18 protein-coding genes are annotated in these 21376 nt (G+C 54.3%); 8 read left to right on the top strand and 10 right to left on the bottom strand.

What is annotated here, in order from left to right; all coding sequences use genetic code 11:
- Positions 1–63 precede the first annotated feature (63 nt).
- Both ABLV12_RS00805 and ABLV12_RS00800 read right to left on the bottom strand, forming a co-directional pair.
- Positions 64–1497, bottom strand: a complete 1434-nt coding sequence (locus ABLV12_RS00805) for a glycoside hydrolase family 32 protein (protein WP_017145468.1) — start codon at positions 1495–1497, stop codon at positions 64–66.
- 18 nt (positions 1498–1515) lie between these two features.
- Positions 1516–2757 carry an MFS transporter gene (locus tag ABLV12_RS00800; RefSeq protein ID WP_004105313.1) on the bottom strand — a complete coding sequence of 414 codons (1242 nt, stop codon included), beginning with the start codon at positions 2755–2757 and terminating at the stop codon, positions 1516–1518.
- Between the two features lie 241 nt (positions 2758–2998).
- On the opposite strand from ABLV12_RS00800, the gene ABLV12_RS00795 reads away from it, so the two are divergent.
- Positions 2999–3994, top strand: a complete 996-nt coding sequence (locus tag ABLV12_RS00795; RefSeq protein ID WP_004105314.1) for a LacI family DNA-binding transcriptional regulator — start codon at positions 2999–3001, stop codon at positions 3992–3994.
- Here the strand turns inward: ABLV12_RS00795 and ABLV12_RS00790 are convergent, their stop codons facing one another.
- Both ABLV12_RS00790 and kduD read right to left on the bottom strand, forming a co-directional pair.
- On the bottom strand, positions 3995–5413 hold the full coding sequence (locus ABLV12_RS00790) for a sugar porter family MFS transporter (protein ID WP_004105316.1): 1419 nt from the start codon (positions 5411–5413) through the stop codon (positions 3995–3997).
- Positions 5414–5723: 310 nt separating this feature from the next.
- Entirely contained in the window at positions 5724–6485 is a 762-nt protein-coding gene (kduD, locus tag ABLV12_RS00785) for a 2-dehydro-3-deoxy-D-gluconate 5-dehydrogenase KduD (protein ID WP_004105319.1), read from the bottom strand.
- Positions 6486–7027: 542 nt separating this feature from the next.
- On the opposite strand from kduD, the gene ABLV12_RS00780 reads away from it, so the two are divergent.
- Positions 7028–8203, top strand: coding sequence for an oligogalacturonate lyase family protein (locus ABLV12_RS00780; protein ID WP_004105320.1), 1176 nt, complete (start codon positions 7028–7030; stop codon positions 8201–8203).
- Between the two features lie 254 nt (positions 8204–8457).
- On the opposite strand, the gene ABLV12_RS00775 is transcribed toward ABLV12_RS00780, so the two are convergent.
- From ABLV12_RS00775 to ABLV12_RS00765, 3 genes are all read right to left on the bottom strand, one after another.
- Complete coding sequence (locus tag ABLV12_RS00775; protein ID WP_004105324.1) at positions 8458–9153, bottom strand: porin; 696 nt, start codon at positions 9151–9153, stop codon at positions 8458–8460.
- 243 nt (positions 9154–9396) lie between these two features.
- Positions 9397–10572 (bottom strand): acetyl-CoA C-acetyltransferase, encoded by a 1176-nt coding sequence (locus ABLV12_RS00770; protein WP_064356486.1) that lies wholly within the window; start codon positions 10570–10572, stop codon positions 9397–9399.
- Between the two features lie 290 nt (positions 10573–10862).
- Complete coding sequence (locus ABLV12_RS00765; RefSeq protein WP_004105330.1) at positions 10863–11735, bottom strand: LysR family transcriptional regulator; 873 nt, start codon at positions 11733–11735, stop codon at positions 10863–10865.
- Positions 11736–11831: 96 nt separating this feature from the next.
- Between ABLV12_RS00765 and ABLV12_RS00760 the strand changes: the two genes are divergently transcribed.
- The 6 genes from ABLV12_RS00760 to ABLV12_RS00735 all read left to right on the top strand — a co-directional run bounded on the left by ABLV12_RS00760 (position 11832) and on the right by ABLV12_RS00735 (position 17181).
- Positions 11832–12293 (top strand): multidrug/biocide efflux PACE transporter, encoded by a 462-nt coding sequence (locus ABLV12_RS00760; RefSeq protein ID WP_123829931.1) that lies wholly within the window; start codon positions 11832–11834, stop codon positions 12291–12293.
- 135 nt (positions 12294–12428) lie between these two features.
- Positions 12429–13658 carry an amino acid permease gene (locus ABLV12_RS00755; RefSeq protein ID WP_004105334.1) on the top strand — a complete coding sequence of 410 codons (1230 nt, stop codon included), beginning with the start codon at positions 12429–12431 and terminating at the stop codon, positions 13656–13658.
- Positions 13659–13773: 115 nt separating this feature from the next.
- Positions 13774–14646 (top strand): aldo/keto reductase family oxidoreductase, encoded by an 873-nt coding sequence (locus ABLV12_RS00750; protein ID WP_348866722.1) that lies wholly within the window; start codon positions 13774–13776, stop codon positions 14644–14646.
- Positions 14647–15033: 387 nt separating this feature from the next.
- Positions 15034–15735, top strand: a complete 702-nt coding sequence (locus tag ABLV12_RS00745; protein ID WP_348866721.1) for a PilZ domain-containing protein — start codon at positions 15034–15036, stop codon at positions 15733–15735.
- A gap of 4 nt (positions 15736–15739) precedes the next feature.
- Positions 15740–16324 (top strand): helix-turn-helix transcriptional regulator, encoded by a 585-nt coding sequence (locus ABLV12_RS00740; protein WP_024274662.1) that lies wholly within the window; start codon positions 15740–15742, stop codon positions 16322–16324.
- 140 nt (positions 16325–16464) lie between these two features.
- Entirely contained in the window at positions 16465–17181 is a 717-nt protein-coding gene (locus ABLV12_RS00735; protein WP_004105344.1) for an EAL domain-containing protein, read from the top strand.
- A 57-nt stretch (positions 17182–17238) separates the two neighbouring features.
- Here ABLV12_RS00735 and ABLV12_RS00730 read toward each other — a convergent pair whose 3' ends face one another.
- Genes ABLV12_RS00730 through ABLV12_RS00720 form a run of 3 tightly spaced genes read right to left on the bottom strand, consistent with a single transcriptional unit; the run spans position 17239 to position 21376 of the window.
- A complete protein-coding gene (locus ABLV12_RS00730; RefSeq protein WP_004115158.1) occupies positions 17239–17889 on the bottom strand; it encodes a type 1 fimbrial protein in 651 nt (216 codons plus the stop codon).
- Between the two features lie 14 nt (positions 17890–17903).
- The gene (locus tag ABLV12_RS00725; RefSeq protein WP_004105348.1) at positions 17904–18899 is read right to left on the bottom strand and encodes a fimbrial protein; all 996 of its coding nucleotides are present in this window, start codon (positions 18897–18899) and stop codon (positions 17904–17906) included.
- Positions 18890–21376 (bottom strand): fimbria/pilus outer membrane usher protein, encoded by a 2487-nt coding sequence (locus ABLV12_RS00720; RefSeq protein WP_004115165.1) that lies wholly within the window; start codon positions 21374–21376, stop codon positions 18890–18892. Before ABLV12_RS00720 ends, ABLV12_RS00725 begins: the two co-directional genes overlap by 10 nt.

Genomic DNA, 21376 nt, shown 5'->3' with positions numbered 1-21376 from the left:
AAGCACGATAATAATAACCCGTCCATCCTCGCAGACGGGTTATTAACGATCATTCAATAATTATTATTCCAGCTGCCACGCCCCTGCTTCAGTTAAATACGCCGAACCGCTCCAGGCAAATAGCGATAATTCACGGCGAGTGGCATCCGGATATATACGACTACTCAGACAGGCCTCGCCATCATTAACAAACACTTCGACGGAAGAGCTATCGAAAAATACCCTCAGCTTCAGATCGGCCCCCTCGGTCAATGGGACGCTGCGAGTGCCGCACAGGCCATACTGCGGATAATGCCGCTCCAGCACAAGGCGCTGCATCTGCGCATCCACGTAAACGCGCAGACCATCGCCTAAGCTCAGGCCATACTGCTCTGCGTTGCTGCTGGCGCAGTCCCAGTGGAGGATCGCTTCCATCGCCTCGCAGTTTTCCACCATCGTGGTCTGCTGGTTCTTCAGCGTCGTCACCGGCCACGGGAAGCTGGCGCCGCGCATGCTCTCGACCTCTTTCGCCGGACGCATTTGTAGCCGATTATCCGCGCTCAGGCTCAGTTCACGCGGCAGCGAAAGCATGCCCGCCCATCCATCCTGCTGCTCCGGCAACGGCGATTCCCACATATCCAGCCAGCCAATGACAATGCGGCGGCCGTCGGGAGTGAGGAAGCTTTGCGGGGCATAAAAATCATGCCCGTGATCCATTTCCACAAACGCCCCCTCGCGCACAAACGCCTGTCCCGGCTGCCATTCACCGAGCAGATAACCGCTCTGGAACAGGTTGCGGTTTTGATAGCCTTTAGCCGCCAGCCCCTGCGGAGAGAACATCAGAATATGCTTGCCGTTGAGGGCGAAGAAGTCCGGGCATTCCCACATGTAGCCCATCTCTTTTTCCGCCTCGTCGAGGACGCCGGCATCCTGCCACTGGCGCAGGTCGGCTGAACGATACAGCCGCACCTGACCGGTATCGCCATCGCGAGCGCCGACGATCATGTACCAGCTCTCCCCTTCTCGCCACACTTTCGGGTCGCGGAAATGGTGCATACCCGGCGGGGTGTCGACCACAATCCCCTGACGTTCGAAGTGAATGCCGTCGCGACTGGTCGCCAGACACTGCACCTGATAAAGATTGGCTTCGTCGCTCGGGTCGCCGTGGAATTTGTGCCCGGTATAAATCAGCGCCAGCGTATCGCCATCCACCACCGCCGAGCCGGAGAAGCAGCCGTCTTTATCCTCCGGGCCTTCCGGGGCCAGCGCCACCGGCAGATGCTCCCAGTGCACCAGATCCTTGCTGCGCGCGTGGCCCCAGTGCATCGGCCCCCATTTGGTAGAGTACGGATGGTGCTGGTAAAACGCGTGATACCAGCCGTCAAACCAGACCAGGCCATTAGGATCGTTGATCCAGCCCGCGCGGGCGGCCAGGTGGTAGCGCGGATACCAGCGCAGGTTCAGCTTTTCATGTTTAGCCTGCAGTTCTTGCTCAGCCCGGGAAATAGAATAGGTCATATTCATTACTCTTTTGATTCAGATAGCGGAAGTTTGCGGCATCAGCGGGTCCGCAGAGGACTTGCTTGAACGCAACAAGAAGATGGAGATAAAGGTGGTGCAGAACACCAGCAGTCCCATAATCAGATAGGACTGGGCGAAGCCGTATTTCTCATAGCTATAGCCCGCCAGCGGCGACAGGACGGTGGCGATAACCGAGCTGGTGCAGGCAAAGCCGACCAGGTAGAGCGTGGATGAAAGACGCTTATCGAAGTTTAAACTGTTGTATTTAAAGATGGAGACCAGCAGCACCGGCAGTTCGACCGCGTGCAGCAGTTTCGTGATGGAGATTAGCAGCGGCCCTTCCACCAGTCCGGAAGCCACCATCCGCATGGCCATCACCATCCCGGCGAAGATCAGGCCGTTTTTCGCACCAATACGGTTAACCAGCCACGGCGCGCAGAACATACCGGCGGCCTCCAGGAACACCTGGAACGAGTTCAGATAGCCGTACATCTCATTACCTTCCTGCAGCGTCGGAAACTGGGAGGAGAAGTAGACCGGGAACTGCTGGTCATATACGCCGTAAATACAGGTGCCAATCACGAAGAAGACCAGCGCCCAAAAGCGCGGCAGGGTCAGCAGACGCAGAGCATCTTCCAGCGTCACTTTACCGCCCGATACCGCTTCCTGCATGGCGTGCGGCGCAGAAGAGACCCGCAGGCGCGCCAGGAGAATGAAGAATACCAGGCCAGAGCAGCTGGCGACGGCGAAGTTTAAATGCGGGTTAATGTTGAACAGTAATCCGGCGAAGAACGTCGCCACCGCCCAGCCCAGCGACCCCCACATCCGTGCTTTACCAAATTCAAACTGGCTCTGGCGCGCGACGCGCTCGGTGTAGGACTCCAGCACGCCGATGCCGCCGTTGAAGGTCAATCCAATATAAATCCCGCCGAAAATACTGCCGAGTAACACGTTAATTTTCAGCAGATAGCCAAACACCATATAGGCCGGCCCGGAGAGGATCAGCAGTACGGTAATGTACCAGAGCAGATTTTTCCGCAAGCCGAGCTTGTCCTGAATAAAGCCGTAACACACCTGCGCAAAAAGCGCGGAGACCGAAAGCACCGAAAAGATAATCCCGGTATCCCCCGGCTTAAGGCCCACTTCCTGGTGCAGCCAGATAGAGAGCAGCGAGCCTGAAGAGGACCAGGTCACGAAAAAGAAAAACAGTAACGCACTGAGTAACGGATAGCTGTGAGAGTGATGCGCTTTCATCATGACATTCTCATGTTGGAGTAATGTTATTATGGTAACGTTAACAAAAAGCGAAACTCACTTCGTTTTGCTGAGATTCATGATGTTAATCACAAAAGTTAACGTTAACATAATAGGAATGCGATCGCGATCAAATATTCATCGCCTGCGCCCGCGCCAGCGGTACGATAGAATATCGTATGATCCTTTTACATCAGTAACTTAGTAATACCCGCCGCCGACGGCAAGGGTGGAGCACTTAAATATGGCATCTCTGAAAGATGTGGCAAAGCTGGCGAATGTATCGCTGATGACGGTCTCCCGGGCGCTCAATAGCCCGGAAAGGCTCAAGCCGGAGACCCTGGCGCGCGTCCAGGCGGCAATCGAACAGACCAACTATGTCCCCGACCTGTCGGCGAAAAAAATCCGAGGTGCTCATGCGACGCCAAACACTATCGGAGTGCTGGCGCTGGATACCGTTACCACGCCATTTTCAGTAGAGATTACGCTCTCCATCGAAGAAACCGCGCGGGCGCACGGCTGGAACAGCTTCGTGGTCAATATGTTCTCTGATGATAGCCCGGAAACCATTGTCGACCTGCTGCTCTCCCATCGCCCGGATGGCATTATTTACACCACGATGGGCCTGCGTCAGGTGCCGCTTCCGGCCAAGCTGTTAACCCTCCCCTGCGTACTGGCCAACTGCGAAAGCCTGCACGATCCGGTCGCCAGCTATATTCCGGACGACGAACAGGGCCAGTATACGGCGGTACAGGCGCTGCTGGCCGCTGGCTATCGCCGCCCGCTGTGCCTGCATCTTCCGGCCAATCATCTGGCCACCGTCCGCCGCCGCGAGGGACTGGAGCGCGCCTGCCGGGAAGCGGGTATTGACCCCGATACGCTCGACCACAGCTATATGGCCTACGGCGATGAGCACTATCGCGATATTCCCGCCATCGTGCTGGCGCACATCGTTCGACAAACGCCGCAGTTCGATTCAGTGATTTGCGGCAACGACCGCATCGCGTTTATGGTTTATCAAACGCTGCTGGCGCAGGGGCTTCGCATTCCGCAGGATGTGGCGGTTGTGGGTTACGATAATATGGTGGGAATTGGCGATCTGTTTTTACCGCCGCTCTCAACGGTGCAGCTACCGCACTATGATATCGGGCGCCTTAGCGCCCTGCATATTATTAACGGCGACAGCCATCGGGAGACAGTTCGGGTTGCCAGCCCCTGGCTGCCGCGCGACTCATTATAATTAATTGCCGATATTGCGCAGTTTCTCGCCGGACATCAGCTTACGTTCAATATGTTCCAGAGTGACGTTTTTGGTTTCCGGGATCAGCCAGAAAGTCACGCCAATGAAGGCGACGTTCAGCGCGGTATAGAGCCAGAAGGTTCCCGCCGCGCCAATAGCATCCAGCAGCGTCAGGAAGGTCGCGCCGATGATCATATTCGACACCCAGTTGGTGGTAGTGGAGCAGGTAATACCGAAATCGCGGCACTTCAGCGGCTGAATTTCCGAACACAGGATCCACACCACCGGCGCGGCGCTCATCGCATAGCCAGCGATGCACATCATGGTCATCCCCACCGACAGCCAGGAGAGGCCGCTGGAAGCGGTGCCGTTATCAAACTGCATCAGACAGTAGCCCAGCACCAGCGTACCGATGGCCATCACGCTAAAGCCAATTTTCAGCGCCGGTTTACGTCCGGCCTTGTCGACGGTAAAGACGGCGATAAAGGTGGCGAACATAAAGGTCAGGCCTACCACCAGGGTCGCGACCATCTGCTGTTCCGTGGTGGTGAAGCCCGCCATTTTAAAGATGCGCGGCGCGTAGTACATGATGATATTCATACCGGTAAACTGCTGCATCGCCTGCAACAACATGCCGAGAAATACCGCCCGACGCACGTTGCGGTTGACCTTAAACAGCGCCCAGCCGCCCTGCTTCAGCTTCAGGCTTTCACGGATCTCATTCAGTTCGTCGCGGGCTTTCTCTGACGTGTCGCGCAGCATTCGCAGCACCTCTTCCGCTTCCACGTGACGCCCTTTTTCCGCCAGCCAGCGTGGGCTGTTTGGCAGGAAGATCACCAGGATAATCAGCACCACCGCAGGCAGCGCCAGCACGCCAAGCATGGCGCGCCAGTTGCCGCTGTAGCTAAACGCGGTATCTGAGAGAAACGCCATCACAATCCCGAGAGTCACCATCAGCTGATACATACTGATCATCTTCCCGCGCACGTTTTCGCTCGCCATTTCCGACAGATACAGCGGCGCGGTATACGAGGCGATCCCCACGGCAACGCCGAGAACGATCCTCGCCACCAGCAGCATTTCAACGCTGGTCGCAAATGCAGAGCCCACGGAGCCGGCGACGAACAGCACCGCGCCAACCATCAGACTGTATTTACGCCCGAGGCGGAAAGAGAGCCAGCCGTTGAATAGCGCGCCAATAGCGGCTCCCAGCATCATGCTGCTCACCACCCACTCCTGCAGGCGGCTGGATAAAACGAAATGATCGGTGATAAAGGGCAGCGCCCCGGCGATGACCCCGATATCGAGGCCAAACAGCAGACCCGCCACCGCGGCGGCAATGGAGACAAACTGATTCATACGTCGGGTATCGCGCTGCGAACGCGGCATGGTTGTAGAGTCGTGACTGATAGAGGTCATTTTTTTCCTGCCAGACGAAGTAAGACATACGATGAAACTACGGGATCGGCGGCTTAAAGTGTCAGGCTGGACAAGCCAAAGATATGGATTAAGTTGCTACAGGCAGTGGTTTTGTGATGGACATTCAACTTTGCAAAGAACAGAAAATAAGCATTTCAATCTCAGAAACCCCTGGCATACATAGATGATCACCGGAAAAACAAATAACCCATATGGACTATTCTCATTTAACGATATGGACAATACTCATTAAGACATAAAAAACCCTGCCGAAGCAGGGTTTCTCATTGCGCGGATATCGCGGCAAAAATTAGCGCGCCAGCCAGCCGCCGTCCACCGCCACGGTATAGCCGTTGACGTAGTCAGACGCGCTGGAAGCCAGGAATACCACCGGCCCCATCAGGTCGCTCGGCAGGCCCCAGCGTCCCGCCGGGATACGGTCGAGGATTTCGCTGCTGCGCTGTTCGTCAGCGCGCAGCTGCTGGGTATTGTTGGTCGCCATATAGCCGGGCGCCAGCGCGTTAACGTTGATGCCGTGCTTAGCCCACTCGTTCGCCAGCAGACGAGTCACGCCCATCACCGCGCTTTTGGACGCCGTGTAAGACGGTACGCGGATACCGCCCTGGAAAGAGAGCATGGAAGCGATATTGATAATCTTGCCGCCGGTGCCCTGGGCAATAAAGTGTTTCGCCGCTGCCTGAGACATAAAGAACACGCTCTTAATATTCAGGTTCATGACGTCGTCCCAGTTTTTCTCGCTGAATTCGATCGCGTCTTCGCGACGAATCAGACCGGCGTTGTTAACCAGAATGTCGATATGACCGAACTCAGCTACCGCGCGCTCCAGCAGCTGCGGGATGCCGTCAATCTGACGCAGGTCGGCGGTCAGGCTGAGAAAACGACGGCCCAGCGCCGTTACGCGCTCAATGGTTTCGGTCGGTTCAACAATATTGATACCGACGATGTCGCAGCCGGCTTCCGCCAGGCCGACCGCCATACCCTGGCCCAGACCGGTATCACAACCGCTCACAACGGCCACTTTGCCCTGCAGGGAGAATGCGTCAAGAATCATACTTGGTTCCTTAATCTTTCAGAGCCTGTGTAGGCACAGGCAAGGTTCTGATAGTTCAGCCTGCTGCTTACGCAGACCCTTACGGTTTGAAGAACTCTCAGGGATTTACCCTTCTAAAAATAAAACAGAGTTCCGTTTTACAGTGAGCACATCTTAGCCCCGGCTAAAGTCATTTTCAATTATTATTAAAACATCGTTTCAATTTTAAGACTGTTAAATGTTAAAAATGCAAAACAGATCACGAAGCGGTGATTGATAAACCGTGAAAACCCTATTTAACTCAATAAAATACAATTAGTTAGATAAACTTAAAAAAAAGACGAAGGATCGTAAAAAAACGGCAGGAAAACAAAGATCGTTCTGGCGAGAGCCAAAGCGGCGGCAAAAAAGTGCGATCCAGAGCAAATCGTTGTTGCGAATTGCGCCCGTCATCACAAATAATGAAACGATGTTTTGATAAATTAACACCCATCTTTTAAATCTACTTCCACTGGCCGGTCAACGCAGGCGGGCGATACCTCAGGAAGGAAAAGGAGTACATCATGGCTAAAGGCATGCGGGTTAAACTGAATTATGAAGTCAGCCGCGATCCGGACACTGGCGCGGAGATCACCCGTTTAACCCCACCGGAAGTGACATGTCATCGTAACTATTTTTATCAGAAGTGTTTTTTTAACGATGGCAGCCATTTGCTGTTTGCCGGCGAGTTCGACGGCAACTGGAACTACTATCTGCTGGATCTCGCCAAAGCCGAGGCGGTGCAGCTAACGGAAGGCGCCGGCGATAACACGTTTGGGGGCTTCCTTTCCCCGGATGATAAATCTCTTTATTACGTGAAGAACGACCGTACGCTGCTGGAGGTTAACCTCACCACCCTGCAAGAACGTGAAGTTTATCGCGTGGCCGATGACTGGGTGGGCTACGGCACCTGGGTGGCCAACAGCGATTGCACCAAACTGGTTGGCATTGAGATAGCCAAAAGCGACTGGACGCCGCTTAACGACTGGCAGATTTTCCACGATTTCTTCCACAAAGGCCCCCATTGCCGCCTGCTGCGCGTCGACCTGCAAACCGGCGAAAGCAGCGTGATCCACGAAGAGAAGAAATGGCTTGGCCATCCGATTTATCGTCCTTTCGATGACCATACCGTCGCCTTCTGCCATGAAGGGCCGCATGACCTGGTCGATGCGCGGATGTGGATGGTAAATGAAGACGGTAGCAACGTGCGTAAAGTTAAAGAGCATGCGGAAGGCGAAAGCTGCACCCATGAATTCTGGGTACCGAACGGCTCGGCGCTGGTGTACGTCTCATATCTGAAGGGGCAGCAGGGTCGCACGATCTATAGCTTCAACCCGGATACCGGCGTTAATGAAGCGGTAATGCAGATGCCGGCCTGTTCACATCTGATGAGTAACTTCGACGGCACGTTGCTGGTGGGCGATGGCTCCGGTACGCCGGTGGACGTCAAAGATACCAGCGGCTACACCATTGATAACGACCCGTATCTCTACGCTTTCGATGTCGCGAAGCAGGCTTATTTCCGCGTCGCGCGTCACGATACGTCATGGGCAACTGTGGCTAATAGCCGCCAGGTTACCCACCCGCACCCGTCCTTTACGCCGGACGACAGCGCCATTTTGTTCAGTTCCGATAAAGACGGTAAACCCGCCGTATATATCGCGAAACTGCCGCCGCAGCCCGAAATGCTGAAGGCATAGCGTTAGCCACTGTTTGAGTTAGTGTTTCTGTAACTGGCCTTGCCCTCCTTTTGGAGGGCTTTTTTATGCCCGGGCGTTTTCCCCGGATCGCGGTACCTGTCCCGGAGGCGGCGCAATGCGCCTGTCCGGGTTACATGATGTGCATATGGGGTAGCCCGGACAGGTGCGCAGCACCGCCTCCGGGAAGAGGAGTTAATACCAACAGAAAACCCCGGCTGACCGCTCCGGGGTAAACGATGAGGACATTTTTTAAGTTAGAACGAGTAGGCAACACCTACGCGGAAACGGGTCTGGCGATCGCTGCGATCGTTGACGCCGACGTTGCCGAGCTCGCCATACGGCGCCCAGTTTTTATCCAGCTTGTAGGCAACCTTGAGGTTGTACTCCTGAGAGTAAGGTTTATTGTCGTTGCGTTTAACCCCTTCGGTACTGCGCGCATAAACATAGTTCAGCTCGGCACGCCAGTCGCCGAACACGTAACCGGCCCACGCATCGCCACGGTTGACTTTATCATCCTCTTTCCCTGCATTCGCCGGGTAGCGGGTGTAGTCATAACGATAACGGGCAGCAACGTAGAAACCATTATCGAAGCTGTATTGCACGCGCAGATTCGGCTTGTAGATTGAGCGGCTATCGTTACTTTCAATATTGAACCCCGGCGTGACCGAGAAGTTCTTGTTAGCCTTCCACTGCCAGCTAATGCTCTCTTCATGACCATTACCGACGAAATCAGAATAAGGCTGGCTGGTGTTATCGCCGCCCGACTTCCACTTCGCCTCAACGGAGAAGCCAAAGCCGTTAGCGAAACGATGGGAGACGGAGACGCGATCAGCGTTGGTCTTATCCGTTTTGCCTCCATCAATGAATTCGTGACGTAAATCTACCGTGACTGCCGAAGCTGCGAAAGACATGCCACAGAGTGCAGCAAGGGCCAGAGATCTTGCGAACATAAATTACCCCTCATAATTAAAATATCGTTTCGTTTTTATAAAACCGCATTTTATTTTTTAGGCAATAATGTTTTAGTGATCGCGATCGTAATTATTTGTTTCAAAAAAGGTGGCACAAAAAGACGTGACAAAGCTCAACAAAATAGAGCGTTACAAAGGAATTTTCAGGAGGGAAATGCCTGGCGGTAAAAACAAAAAAGCCTCCATCGGGAGGCTCAGTTTACTTACATCAGAAAGGGCTTATTAACGTTCAACCGCCAGGGCCACGCCCTGACCGCCGCCGATGCACAGCGTAGCCAGCCCTTTGCGGGCATCGCGTTTAATCATCTCGTGCACCAGTGAAACCAGAATACGGCAGCCGGAAGCGCCAATGGGGTGGCCCAGCGCAATCGCGCCGCCGTTCACGTTCACCCGCCGCTCGTCCCATTCCAGAACCCTGCCGACCGAAATAGCCTGAGCGGCAAAAGCCTCGTTGGCTTCGATAAGATCGACCTCATCCAGCTTCCAGCCCGCACGTTCCAGGCAGCGACGGGTGGCATGGACCGGCGCGATGCCCATCAGCGCCGGATCGACGCCCACGCTGGCGAAGGCGCGGATGCGCGCCAGAATCGGCAGCCCCAGCGCCTCTGCTTTGGCTTCGCTCATCATCATTACCGCCGCCGCGCCATCGTTAATGCTTGAGGCATTCCCTGCGGTGACCGAGCCCTGCAGGTCAAAGGTCGGAAGCAGGCTGGCGAGCGCTTCAGCGCTGGGGTCAACGCGCGGTTGTTCATCGGTGTCCACCAGGCGGGGGGTACCGTTGAGTTCACTGGCTACCGGCACGATTTCATCGCGAAAACGACCGGAATCAATCGCCCGCCGCGCTTTATGCTGCGAGCTGAGCGCCCAGGCGTCCTGTAGTTCACGGCTAATGTTGTACTCGCGCGCCAGATTCTCCGCTGTCACCCCCATATGATAATCATTGAACGCATCCCACAGGCCGTCGTGGACGAGGCTATCGATAAGCTGACTATTGCCCAACTGCGCGCCGGTACGGCTGTCGGTCAGCACGTGCGGAGCGCGGCTCATATTCTCCTGCCCGCCGGCGATAACCACATCCGCTTCGCCGCACTGAATCGCCTGCGTGGCCAGGTGCAGCGCCTTGAGCCCGGAACCGCATACATCATTAATGGTAATGGCAGAAACGGTATTGGGCAGCCCGCCGCGGATTGCCGACTGGCGCGCAGGATTCTGGCCGGTGCCCGCCGTCAGTACCTGGCCGAGGATCACTTCATCTATACTCTGGGGATCGACGCCGCTGCGCTCAACTAACGCCTTGACGACCACGCTGCCCAGCTCTACCGCGGAATGACGCGATAACGTGCCCTGAAAACAGCCGATGGGCGTTCGCAACGCGCCGACAATTACGACATCTTTCATCCTCTACCTCTGCTCCGCCTCTGCGCAAAGAAACAGCATCATAGTAGTGAATTGTTATCAAAAAATTTCGCAATTGTTTAAAAAAAGTGAGGAGAATCACAAAGATTGTGGGCGATTTTAGCGCTTGCGGCTGGCGACAACGCCATTGTTACGCATCGTGCAGGCATTGTTGGCAGGTGGCGCCTTACCTGCCTGACGAAAAGCAGCCCCGCGCAATCAATATCGGGCCAGCTAGCGGCACCGAAGCCCCGCAAGGTATCGGCCGCCGGGCGATGCGAAAATAATGGGCGCTATTCACGCCGATGACCCTGCAGATGCTGACGCAGCCAGCTTCCCGCCTCTCCCGGAGGCGCCTTTTTATTCCACAGCAAATCGGTCGATATCACCCGCGGCCAACCGGCAATGTCCAGCGCCACCAGACTGCCGCTACCGGCAAACTCCTCCACCAGCGCGCTGGGCAAAATACACCATCCCAGCCCCTGAGCCGCCATGCTGAACAGCAGAAGATAGTTAGGCGCCGACCATACCAGCCCGCGTGCCGGTTCCGTCGTGTTTTCCAGATAGGTGCTCAGTCGCAGCTCGCGCCAGCTAAACAGCTCGTCACGGGTCACCCTGCCCTGGGCCGCCAGCGGATGCCGGGGAGCCACGTAAATAGCCATTTCGGTTTGCATCGGCAGCCGGATGCTGCCGATTTCTGTCGGGTAGTTATCTCTGGCCTCAATCAGCCCCACCTGCGCCCGCTCCTTTTGTAGCAGGTCGATAACATCGTCATCTTCGCCAATCAGGCACTCAAATTCGGTATGCGGAAAATGGCGATCGAACTGCGCCAGCAGATCTTCCAGCACATCGGGATGCAGCGTATCGGAGAGCACAAAGGTCAGACGCGCTTCCGTCTTACCGGACAGCGAAATTGCCAGCTCATCAAGCCTGTCGCTGGCCGCCAGAATCGCTTTCACGTAGCTGAGCACCTGCTCGCCCTGCGGCGTCAGCGCGGGCTGTCTGGCGGTACGATCGAACAACGTCACACCTAGATCGGCTTCCAGGTTGGCGATCGCGGTGCTGATGGTGGACTGGCTTTTGCGCAGCCGCCGCGCCGCGGCAGAAAATGAACCGCAGGCGACGGCTTCGACGAAAGCGGTAAGGGCTTCGGGAGAATAGCGCATGAACTATCTACTTTATCGATGGATACTATCTTTTGTTTATCATATTTATCCATAAAATGCCGGGTAATTTCTTATAAAGTCCGGAGGCAACAAGCCATGCAACAAGTTAACGCCCAGCGCAAAACGCTGACGGAACGGGTTATCCACGCTATCAGCTTTGAAGGTCTGGCGACGCTGATCCTCGCCCCTACCGCCGCGTGGCTTATGCAGCGCTCGGTCGTGGAAATGGGCGGACTGAGTATCCTGCTCGCCACGCTGGCGATGGTCTGGAACATTATCTATAACGCCCTATTCGACCGCCTGTGGCCGACCTCCCGGGTCGTGCGGAACCTGCGGGTCCGCGCGCTGCACGCTATCGGCTTCGAGTCAGGCTTTATTATTATTGGCGTCACCATGGTCGCGCTGGTGCTGGGCGTCTCGCTGATGCAGGCGTTTATGCTGGAAATTGGCTTTATGCTGTTTTTCCTTCCCTACACCATGGCGTTTAACTGGGTCTGGGATATGCTGCGCGAACGCGTCATAAAGGTTCGCCAGCAGCGAATCGCCGCCCGCCAGTAATTTTTGCAACGCGCCCGGCCGGTAACGGGCGCTCCGCGGCTTCACTTCTTCGCCAGAAACTATCGCCCCAGCTCATCCATAAATGTGATAAATTGCACTCCTTTTTGTTCGTTTTCTGGTTGATAAAGTCGCATAATGTCTAAAATTTGGTCTAAAGAAGAAACTCTGTGGAGTTTCGCCTTATATGGCACTGCTGTAGGCGCTGGCACGTTATTCTTGCCGATCCAACTGGGATCCGCTGGCGCCATCGTTCTGTTCATCACCGCGCTGGTCGCCTGGCCGCTGACCTACTGGCCGCATAAAGCGCTGAGCCAGTTCATTCTTTCCGCTAACATCGCTCCGGGCGCGGGGATCACCGGCGCCGTTAATCACTATTACGGTAAAAAGATCGGCAGCCTGATCACCGGTCTCTATTTTCTCGCCTTTTTCGTGGTCGTGCTGATTTACGCCGTCGCCATCACCAACTCGCTTGCGGAACAGCTTGCCAGACACGTGCCCATCACTTCGCAAATACGCGCGCTTCTCAGTCTGGGCGTGGTGCTGGTGCTGAATCTGATCTTTTTAATGGGCCGCCACGTCACGATTAAAGTCATGGGCTTTTTGGTCTTTCCGCTGATCGCCTGTTTCCTGTTTCTCTCCATCTATTTAATGGGCAGCTGGCAGCCAGCCTACCTGACCAGCCAGATGCAGCTGTCTTCGCACACGTTCCACCAAATCTGGATCTCTATTCCCGTGATGGTTTTCGCTTTTAGCCATACGCCGATCATTTCGACTTTTGCTATCGATCAGCAGGAGAAATACGGCGAGCAGGCCATGGGTAAATGCAAAAAAATCATGAAGGTGGCCTACACCCTCATCTGCGCCAGCGTGCTGTTTTTCGTCTTCAGCTGCCTGCTGTCGATACCGGCCACCTATATTCAAACCGCGCGTGATGAAGGGGTCACGATTCTTTCCGCGCTGTCGATGATGCCGGGTTCACCGGCGTGGCTGGCGGTCACCGGGATTATTGTGGCGGTGGTAGCGATGTCGAAATCGTTCCTCGGCACCTATTTTGGCGTGATTGAAGGCGCCAGCGAAATGGTCAAAACCGCTCTCGCCCAGGCGGGGATTCGTAAAAGCCGCGCCTTCAATCGGGCGATGTCGATCCTGCTGGTCTCGACGCTGACCTTCGCGGTGTGCTTTATCAATCCCAACGCCATCTCAATGATTTATGCGATCAGCGGCCCGCTTATTGCGATGATCCTGTTCATCATGCCCACCCTGTCCACGTATCTTATTCCGGCGCTGAAGCCTTACCGTTCAGTGGGTAACTTCATCACCCTGGTGGTCGGTTTGCTCTGCGTATCGGTGATGTTTTTTAGCTAGTCCCTGAGGTGCGGCTAATTATTTATGCGCCGCACGTTCTGCCAATATTCTCATCCCACCACTCTCCCTGACGGCATACACTTATCCTTTGCATACAATGAAAGCGAGGATGGCTATGTCCAGCGTAAAATTATCCGGTACCGCGACGTTAGGCGATAGTCAGGTTTATCGCCTGGGATACGGGGCGATGCAGCTTGCGGGACCCGGCGTCTTCGGTCCGCCAAAAGATCCGCAAACCGCTATCCGCGTCCTGCAGGAAGCGGTCGAGTCGGGAGTTAATCATATCGATACCTCCGATTTTTACGGCCCCCACATCACTAATCAGCTTATTCGCCAGGCGCTGCATCCCTACCCCGACGATCTGTGTATCGTGACCAAAGTCAGCGCCCGCCGGGACGATAAAGGCAACTGGCTACCCGCCATGTCGCCCGCGGAGCTCACTCAGGCGGTAGAGGATAATCTGCGCAATCTGGGTCTCGACGTGCTGGAGGTGGTGAATCTGCGCAGTATGCTCGGCACTCACGGCCCGGTTGAGGGGTCGCTGGAAGGGCCTTTAACCACCCTGCTGGAGCTGAAAGAACGCGGACTGATTCGCCATATCGGACTGAGTAACGTCACCGCCAGACAGGTAAGCGATGCGCAAAAAATGACGCCTGTCGCCTGCGTTCAGAACCAGTACAACGTAGCAAACCGTCAGGATGACCCGCTTATCGACGAGCTGGCGGCGCAGAATATCGCCTGGGTCCCTTTTTTCCCGCTGGGCGGCTTTACCCCGCTCCAGGCCCGGGAGCTTAATGAAGTTGCCGCTTCGCTGGATGCCACGCCGATGCAGGTAGCGCTGGCCTGGCTGCTCCAGCGCTCGCCAAATATTCTGCTTATTCCGGGCACCTCTTCGCTACAGCACCTGCACGAAAATCTTGCCGCCGCGGAATTAACCCTTCCGGCCGATGCGTTAGCCATTCTGGATAACCTCCAGCCTCACGCCTGATTCTCAGGCTTCTGCCAATGGATATTCGCAGAAGCCTGCTCCTCAATATTTGCCTGGAATTACCTTTACGCCACTGGCACTATACATCCTACAATTAGGTGTTATCTGCATTATTCCTTCACGGATAACCCCTATGCAAAGCATAGCTTTATCCTTTTCCGACTGGCCTCCTAAATGGAGGCTTCTGTCGTTTTTGTCTCGCCAAACTTTTTGAACTCTTGATTACAGGAAAAACAATATCGCATTCAAAGTTTATACAAATCAATTTAGCTGCAAAGATAGCTAACAACATCAAACGCTCATAAAAACATCTGGTTAACACAATCAGAATGTTTGTATTGCCATATAAAAAATCAACCACACAATAACAATTTACAAGGATTTCACATGACAGAGGGAACGATAAAGACGAGTAAGTATGAAATCATTGCTATTTTCAGGGAAGAGCTTCGAAAGCAGGCGGAGATAGAAGTTTTTGTTAATAACAAAAGCACGATAACCCAGCTGACGCGGGTGGATTTTGCCGAGTTTCATATCACCACCACCTGCAAAATCCCCGCCGGGCATAAAGTTAAATTTATTCTGCATAGCGATTCAGGGAAAATCGAATTTTGCTCTACGCTAAAGAAAATCTATGCCAGCAGCGAAGGGAAAGGCAATAAAGTCGCGTTTACCCTGCCTGAATGTATCCAGGTGGTCCAGCGCCGCCGCGATCCCCGATTCCGTCTGCGCCACGAGCATGAATTCTTCTGTCACGGCAGGCACAAAAATGGAGAAAATTATCTTTTCGAAATCAAAGACATTTCGGATGGCGGCTGCGCGCTGATGACCCAAAGCCCTAATCTGAAATTCCTCAGCCATAACGCCATTCTCAAGAATGCGATCCTCGCCCTCGCCAAATATGGCGAAGTTACCGTAGATTTAGTCATAAAAAACGTTGTCATGGTGACTTTAGATGATAACGAGAAGCCGGACAGCTACTACCAGATTTCTTGTCAGTTTAAATTTCGTAACCTCGATAACAAGAAGAGAATTGAGAAAGTGCTGCTCGACTTGATTATGGAAGCCAAAAGAAAAAAGAGAGTCTGAACCCTTGGACAGTATATTACTCTACACTGATGACAATATCATTGGACAAGCCATTCACGATTATATGATCGATCGCGCCAGGCGCATCACGACCCTGAACTTTCAGGATATTGTCAAAGGTATCTGCGCCCCACCTACCGCGACGGTCATTATCAATATTATTCACAAAGATATCTCTGCGGCCACCACGGTCGCATTACTCAACACTCTACGAAAGCGCCTGACGCACTGCGCGCTGCTGGTGCTGATTGTAAAAAGCGAGCTCTCCAGCCTGTTTCGGGAACTGATTGATATGGACAACCTTATGATTCTTACAGAAAAATCTTCTTTGTCAGACTATTCAGCTATCCTCAGCAAACCCTTGACCGCCGAAGGCTGCCAGGCGTTATGCACCCAACGCAGGCTGACCGCCAGGGAGCTTCAGGTACTTGAGTTAATCATCGCCTGCAACAACAGCAAACGAATCGCAGCGCTCCTTGATATTGACCACAAAACGGTACACAGCCACCGGGTACATATTATGAAAAAATTGGGAATGAATAGCTCACGAATAATGCATAAAAGCATAGTCAATATGTATCACTGCTGAGACTAAAAATATGTGGGTGACCAATCAAAAGCCGATCATTTATTGGCAATCAGCCTTTAATAATCATTCCCATTGGCAGAAAGGTCACCTATAATAATATTACCCTCTCCTGACCTCTGACCCCATTTTGACGAGAGATAATGAACGCAACTCTGTTTACCAGCCATAATCTATCACGTAGCGATATATCCGTGCGTTATGTCTTTCAAAAGATGTTTTCCCCAAAAGGCACGCTCGTCGCCGTTGAATGCCTGAGTCGTTTTGACCGCCTGGCGATATCTCCGGAAAACTTCTTCCGCTATGCCAATACTGGTTTACGTGAAAGCATTTTTATGGAACAACTGGCGCTTATCGAAAAACATAAACAGTGGTTTAATAAAAACGGCATCTCGGCAACCATCAATGTTGATGACCATATTCTTAGCGTATTGCTAAGGCCGGAGATTAAAACGCTGGTCGACCATATCGGCTGCGTTCATTTTGAAGTTACCGAGAACTCCAACAAATTATTGAATAATGCTCTCGCCGCCTGGAATGATCCGCAAAGCACCACGCTCTGGCTCGATGATTTCGGTTCAGGCAACGCGGGTATTAGCGCTATTTGCGGTTATCACTTTGATTATGTCAAAATCGATAAAGATTTTTTCTGGCATTTAATGCATAAAGAGTTTGGTCGGCCATTAATGGATGCGCTGGTCACGTTCCTTTCCCGTAACCACCATAACGTGATTATTGAGGGCGTAGAAAGCGAAGCGCATAAGAAATGGTTACAGGGTATGGAGTGGTTTGCTATTCAGGGCCATTACTGGCAGGAAGTCAGCATTGAACAACTGGTCCAGGAAAAGATCGCAGTTTAAAAAAATGCCGGAAAATTCCGGCATCAATATTATCCCTCGGGCCATCCCACCGGCGACTCAATTATAAACCAGCTCCCAGGTCGCCCAGCTGGTCAACGGACCGCTGGTGGCTTTTTCCGGCGCTGGCGTCACGTAGCCAATGTAATAAGTAAATACGCCGCCATCTACCGCCTTTTCTACCAGCGGTACGCGGTTTTGTTGAGGATCGGCCGGAACAATTTTATTGCTTTTATCCAACGTATTATTGTCGTTGGTTGAGAGCGCGAGGAAGATATGGCTGGCCCCGTCCGCTCGCGTATTCGCCAGATAACCGGCATTTTCATTGCTGACCGCCTTGACCATATATCCATCAACCCAGCGTACGCTGACCAGGCGGATCTCATCTTTATCGGCCGCGCCGCCGTCGTACCGTAGCTGGCAGTTAGAGAGCTCCAGGGTAAAGGGCTGCGGTTTCATAAATGCGCCGGCGCCGCGATCGTGCACTTCCGCCAGGCTGACCGGCGCCAGCCAGACGCTGCCGCTCCCCGCGTTGTGACCGCCGTTGAGCGCCACGCTACAGGAAATATCGGTCACTCGTCCGGCAAAATCCACCCGCCCGCGATCGTAATTGGTTTCGAAACCCCACGCCGTTGAGGCCATCAGCGCCCCGCTTATCAGGGTCAGCTGAATGAGTCGTTTGCTAATTTTGAATCGTGCTGCATCACTCATACCCGCCTCCCGAATTAATCGTACGTCAGGTTAAAGATCATGTGCGACTCCACCTCACCGGTACTGGTGGTCGGCGCATATTGATAGAAACGCGCATGCAGAGGCAGGGTGATATAGCGGGTCTCCTGCGTGCGCAGCGTACCGACGCTGTACTTTTTGTTGAACTCCAGCGGCACGCCATCTTTCAAAACCTGAATACCAATCCCTTTCGCCAGCGAGCTACCGGATTTTTCATTCAGCAGCGCGCCTCGGGCGTTCGTGGTGCCGGTCGCCAGCGTACCGGAAAATGAGGTCTGGATATTGGCATACCCCGACTCGCTTAATCCGCCGCTGCACTGCAGCTCAATATTAAAATCCTTACCTCCGGCGGTAGTGCCGACGCCGTTAAGATCGCTGCGCTTAATGGTGCCAACATCAACGTTCATATTTTTGCCGCTCAGGATAGTGCATGAGGGCGACACCACGGTGATCGCGTTGGCGCTCAGGTACGTCACCAGAATCGGGTTGTTACCGTTCTCCCAGTCATAAGAGGTATATTTCCCCGCCGCCAGAGTACCGCTCCCGGTCACGCTGGCAGTTTTAATCACTTCCAGCGTAAAGCGTGAGCCTTCCAGCGAGTAATTCGTGGTCCTGCTGGCGTAGCTCGAGTAAACATCCGGGTAGATAATATTCACCGTCGCCCCGCCGCGGCTAAAGCGCAGGCCGATACCGGGCACGTTGGTAGAGTAAATTTTATTTCCCAGATCCGTCGCGCCGGTGGAAACGATTTTGGCCGCAAAGCGGTTATTGCCGCTGCTGCAGCTATAGCTGGCCCCGCCCGGCGCCGACATAGTCCAGTTACGGGAAACGATCACCGATCCTACCGGCAGGTCCGGTGGAACCACCACCCTCCCCACCACCATGTCGAGGTTAACGGTCGGCTGCGACAGACGCGTACAGTACGCCCATGCCGACGTGGTTCCCATCGCCATTAAGCCAATAAAAAGCGTCAGTTTTTTCATTAGCGACATAGCGTTTCCTTTGTTTTTTGCTGACTTAACTCTACCGAACACTGTCCACCGCTCCATTTGACCGTAGCCTGCGGCGCGCTGGCGTCGCTGATAAACATCATGCTGCCCTGGCCCACCACGCCAATCTCTTTCCCGGATGGGGCATATATCGTGGCGGCGAACGGTAACGGCAGGCCGTTTGCCTGGCGCGCCTGCAGAGTGATGTTGTTCTGCACCGTGGTATCGAAAGAGACCTTAACCACGCTCCCTTCCCACGGCACGACCTGCGCCACGGTACTGCCGAAGGCGACATCGTCGCTGCTGCCTTTGGGATCAATTTCAACCGAGTTAATCCGGTAAGGCCGCAGATACGGCAGGATGGCATAGCCGTTGCTGTCGATGCGGGTCCCCGGCGAACCAGGCAGCATCGCGCCTGCGGCATCTTTTGCTTCAATCAGCGCCATCGTGGTGCCGCTTTCCGGCGAGAACACGACGCCATGCCGATGAGCAATTAGCGTTCCGCTGGCGCCCACGCCGCTCTGGCGATACCCTTCGCCCTGGCTATAGCTGCCGTTCAGCGTGGTCCACGGGGTACGGTAGCTGCCGTTCAGCGCCACATCGTGCTGGCCGCCGGTCGAGGTTGTTGTCGACACGCCGTAGTTGAGGTTATTTTCGCTATCCAGCGAACCGTTGACCCCAATCTGCGAGCTGGCGAAGCGCGAGTTATTAAACGAGGTGTTTGACGTCAGGTTAGCCGTACGGTTTTCGCCGAACCACAGCGGGTAGCTAAAGTTGAGTGAAACGCGATCGTCACGACGGTGGCCGGAGCTATCCGGGGTATAGACGCGCTGGGCGCTGACCGACCACGAGAGCCGACCGTACATGTTGTTGTAACTAAACTGGTACTGCTTCTCCGTTCCCGAACGGTTCCAGTAATCCGCCACCCGACCGCTAAGGTAAAAACCGCCCCAGCCGTCCGGCAGATTCTGGTTAACGGTAAACGTCATCCCGTTTTTCTGCCGCCATACGGTGTAGCTGCTGCGGTGGTTCTTTTCCTGATCGACGGCGTACAGCGCGTCGTTCAGGTTGTAGTAGCCTTTGGTGGAGTAGCGATACGCCGCCAGCACGATACTGGTCTGGGTTTCGGTAAACATACGGTTAAAGGTGGCGCGATAGCTCTGCCCCTGCTCGTCAAGGGTATCGCTCTTCAGCCGCGAGTGGGTAACGTCGAAGGAGAGCGCGCCGATGCCGGTATTCATCCCGGTTCCCAGCAGGAAGGCCTGATAGTCATCAAAGCCGGTGACGCCGGTATAGCCGGTGAACAGGTTATTCAAACCGTGCTGAAAGGTTCCCTGGTAAAGCATCGGTTTATTACGCAGGGAGCTATCGTCGACCTTACCGGCAGAAAGCGCATAGCGGGTCATTCCCGGACGCAGCAGCTGCGCCACTGAGGCGTAAGGCACGCTGAACACCTCAACCGAACCGTCGGCCTCTTTTACCGATACTTCAAGATCGCTACCGTAGCCGGAAGGATAGACATCCTGCAGGGTAAACGGCCCCGGCGGTACCGTAGTCTGATAGATAATATTGCTGCCCTGGCGCACCGTCACCAGGGCATTGCTTTGCGCTACGCCGCGAATTTCGGGAGCGTAAGAGCGCATGCCGTCCGGGAACATATTGTCATCGGTCGCCAGGTTGACCCCGCGCAGGCCAATCGTGTCGAAGAACTCGCCGCTGGTAAAAATCTGCCCGCCGCTGACTATCGAATTAATCTGCGGAACAGGACGCTGCAGCCAGGTCTGGTTGCTGTTCCAGTGAGCTTTCCCCTGCTGCTGCTGCCAGTTCAGGTTACCGATATGCTTGAGCAGCCAGCCGTCCCACGACAGGCCCGCGTTAACGCCAAGGTACGCGCTGCTGTTATCAGAGCCGTTGTTCGACGACGTGTGGCTATTCCAGGCGTTCGCCATCCAGCCTAAATTCAGCGCCGCAACGCCTTTATCCCAGAACTCCGGGCTGACAAAGTTTTTCAGGCGCTGATCTTCATAGATTTGCGGTACGGAAATATCCAGTCGCAGAGAGGACTGAATCAGCGTGTCTTTAACATTATCTTCGTTACGCCACTCCTGCAGACGTCCGCAGAATCCCTCTTTTTCGCTGAGCTGCGGGTTAAACTTTTCCGGCGAGATCCCGTACTGCATCAGCATCGCTTTGGTGTAGCAGACGCCCATTTTGCCATCTTTACCGGCGGTGATTTTCAGGTCGTAGCGCCCTTTCCATTCGCCGTTGGTATACACATCGAGGGAATAGACGCCCTCGCTGATAGCGCTGGTCGAGAAGCGCGACAGGTCGACCTTTTCGCGACTACCGACGATAAAACCATCGTTAAACTGATAGACCGTTCCCGGGTTTTCCTGTCCGCTGGAAAATGGCGGAAAGCAGCACAGCGCAACCGCAATCGTCGTGCTTAATCTTCCCGGGCAGATTGACCTCTGCTTCAT

The sequence above is a fragment of the Klebsiella sp. CN_Kp100 genome, assembly GCF_040065315.1.
In the GTDB taxonomy this organism is placed as follows: Bacteria; Pseudomonadota; Gammaproteobacteria; order Enterobacterales; family Enterobacteriaceae; genus Klebsiella; species Klebsiella oxytoca.
The sequence above is the reverse complement of the archived record's forward strand: the minus strand, read 5'-3'. Positions and strand labels throughout refer to the sequence as shown.

Excerpts from the sequence above, each read along its gene's own strand:
- ABLV12_RS00805 (WP_017145468.1), bottom strand. The coding sequence starts at position 1,497 with ATGACCTATTCTATTTCCCGGGCTGAGCAAGAACTGCAGGCTAAACAT.
- ABLV12_RS00800 (WP_004105313.1), bottom strand. The coding sequence starts at position 2,757 with ATGATGAAAGCGCATCACTCTCACAGCTATCCGTTACTCAGTGCGTTA.
- ABLV12_RS00795 (WP_004105314.1), top strand. The coding sequence starts at position 2,999 with ATGGCATCTCTGAAAGATGTGGCAAAGCTGGCGAATGTATCGCTGATG.
- ABLV12_RS00790 (WP_004105316.1), bottom strand. The coding sequence starts at position 5,413 with ATGACCTCTATCAGTCACGACTCTACAACCATGCCGCGTTCGCAGCGC.
- kduD (WP_004105319.1), bottom strand. The coding sequence starts at position 6,485 with ATGATTCTTGACGCATTCTCCCTGCAGGGCAAAGTGGCCGTTGTGAGC.
- ABLV12_RS00780 (WP_004105320.1), top strand. The coding sequence starts at position 7,028 with ATGGCTAAAGGCATGCGGGTTAAACTGAATTATGAAGTCAGCCGCGAT.
- ABLV12_RS00775 (WP_004105324.1), bottom strand. The coding sequence starts at position 9,153 with ATGTTCGCAAGATCTCTGGCCCTTGCTGCACTCTGTGGCATGTCTTTC.
- ABLV12_RS00770 (WP_064356486.1), bottom strand. The coding sequence starts at position 10,572 with ATGAAAGATGTCGTAATTGTCGGCGCGTTGCGAACGCCCATCGGCTGT.
- ABLV12_RS00765 (WP_004105330.1), bottom strand. The coding sequence starts at position 11,735 with ATGCGCTATTCTCCCGAAGCCCTTACCGCTTTCGTCGAAGCCGTCGCC.
- ABLV12_RS00760 (WP_123829931.1), top strand. The coding sequence starts at position 11,832 with ATGCAACAAGTTAACGCCCAGCGCAAAACGCTGACGGAACGGGTTATC.
- ABLV12_RS00755 (WP_004105334.1), top strand. The coding sequence starts at position 12,429 with ATGTCTAAAATTTGGTCTAAAGAAGAAACTCTGTGGAGTTTCGCCTTA.
- ABLV12_RS00750 (WP_348866722.1), top strand. The coding sequence starts at position 13,774 with ATGTCCAGCGTAAAATTATCCGGTACCGCGACGTTAGGCGATAGTCAG.
- ABLV12_RS00745 (WP_348866721.1), top strand. The coding sequence starts at position 15,034 with ATGACAGAGGGAACGATAAAGACGAGTAAGTATGAAATCATTGCTATT.
- ABLV12_RS00735 (WP_004105344.1), top strand. The coding sequence starts at position 16,465 with ATGAACGCAACTCTGTTTACCAGCCATAATCTATCACGTAGCGATATA.
- ABLV12_RS00730 (WP_004115158.1), bottom strand. The coding sequence starts at position 17,889 with ATGAGTGATGCAGCACGATTCAAAATTAGCAAACGACTCATTCAGCTG.
- ABLV12_RS00725 (WP_004105348.1), bottom strand. The coding sequence starts at position 18,899 with ATGTCGCTAATGAAAAAACTGACGCTTTTTATTGGCTTAATGGCGATG.
- ABLV12_RS00720 (WP_004115165.1), bottom strand. The coding sequence starts at position 21,376 with ATGAAGCAGAGGTCAATCTGCCCGGGAAGATTAAGCACGACGATTGCG.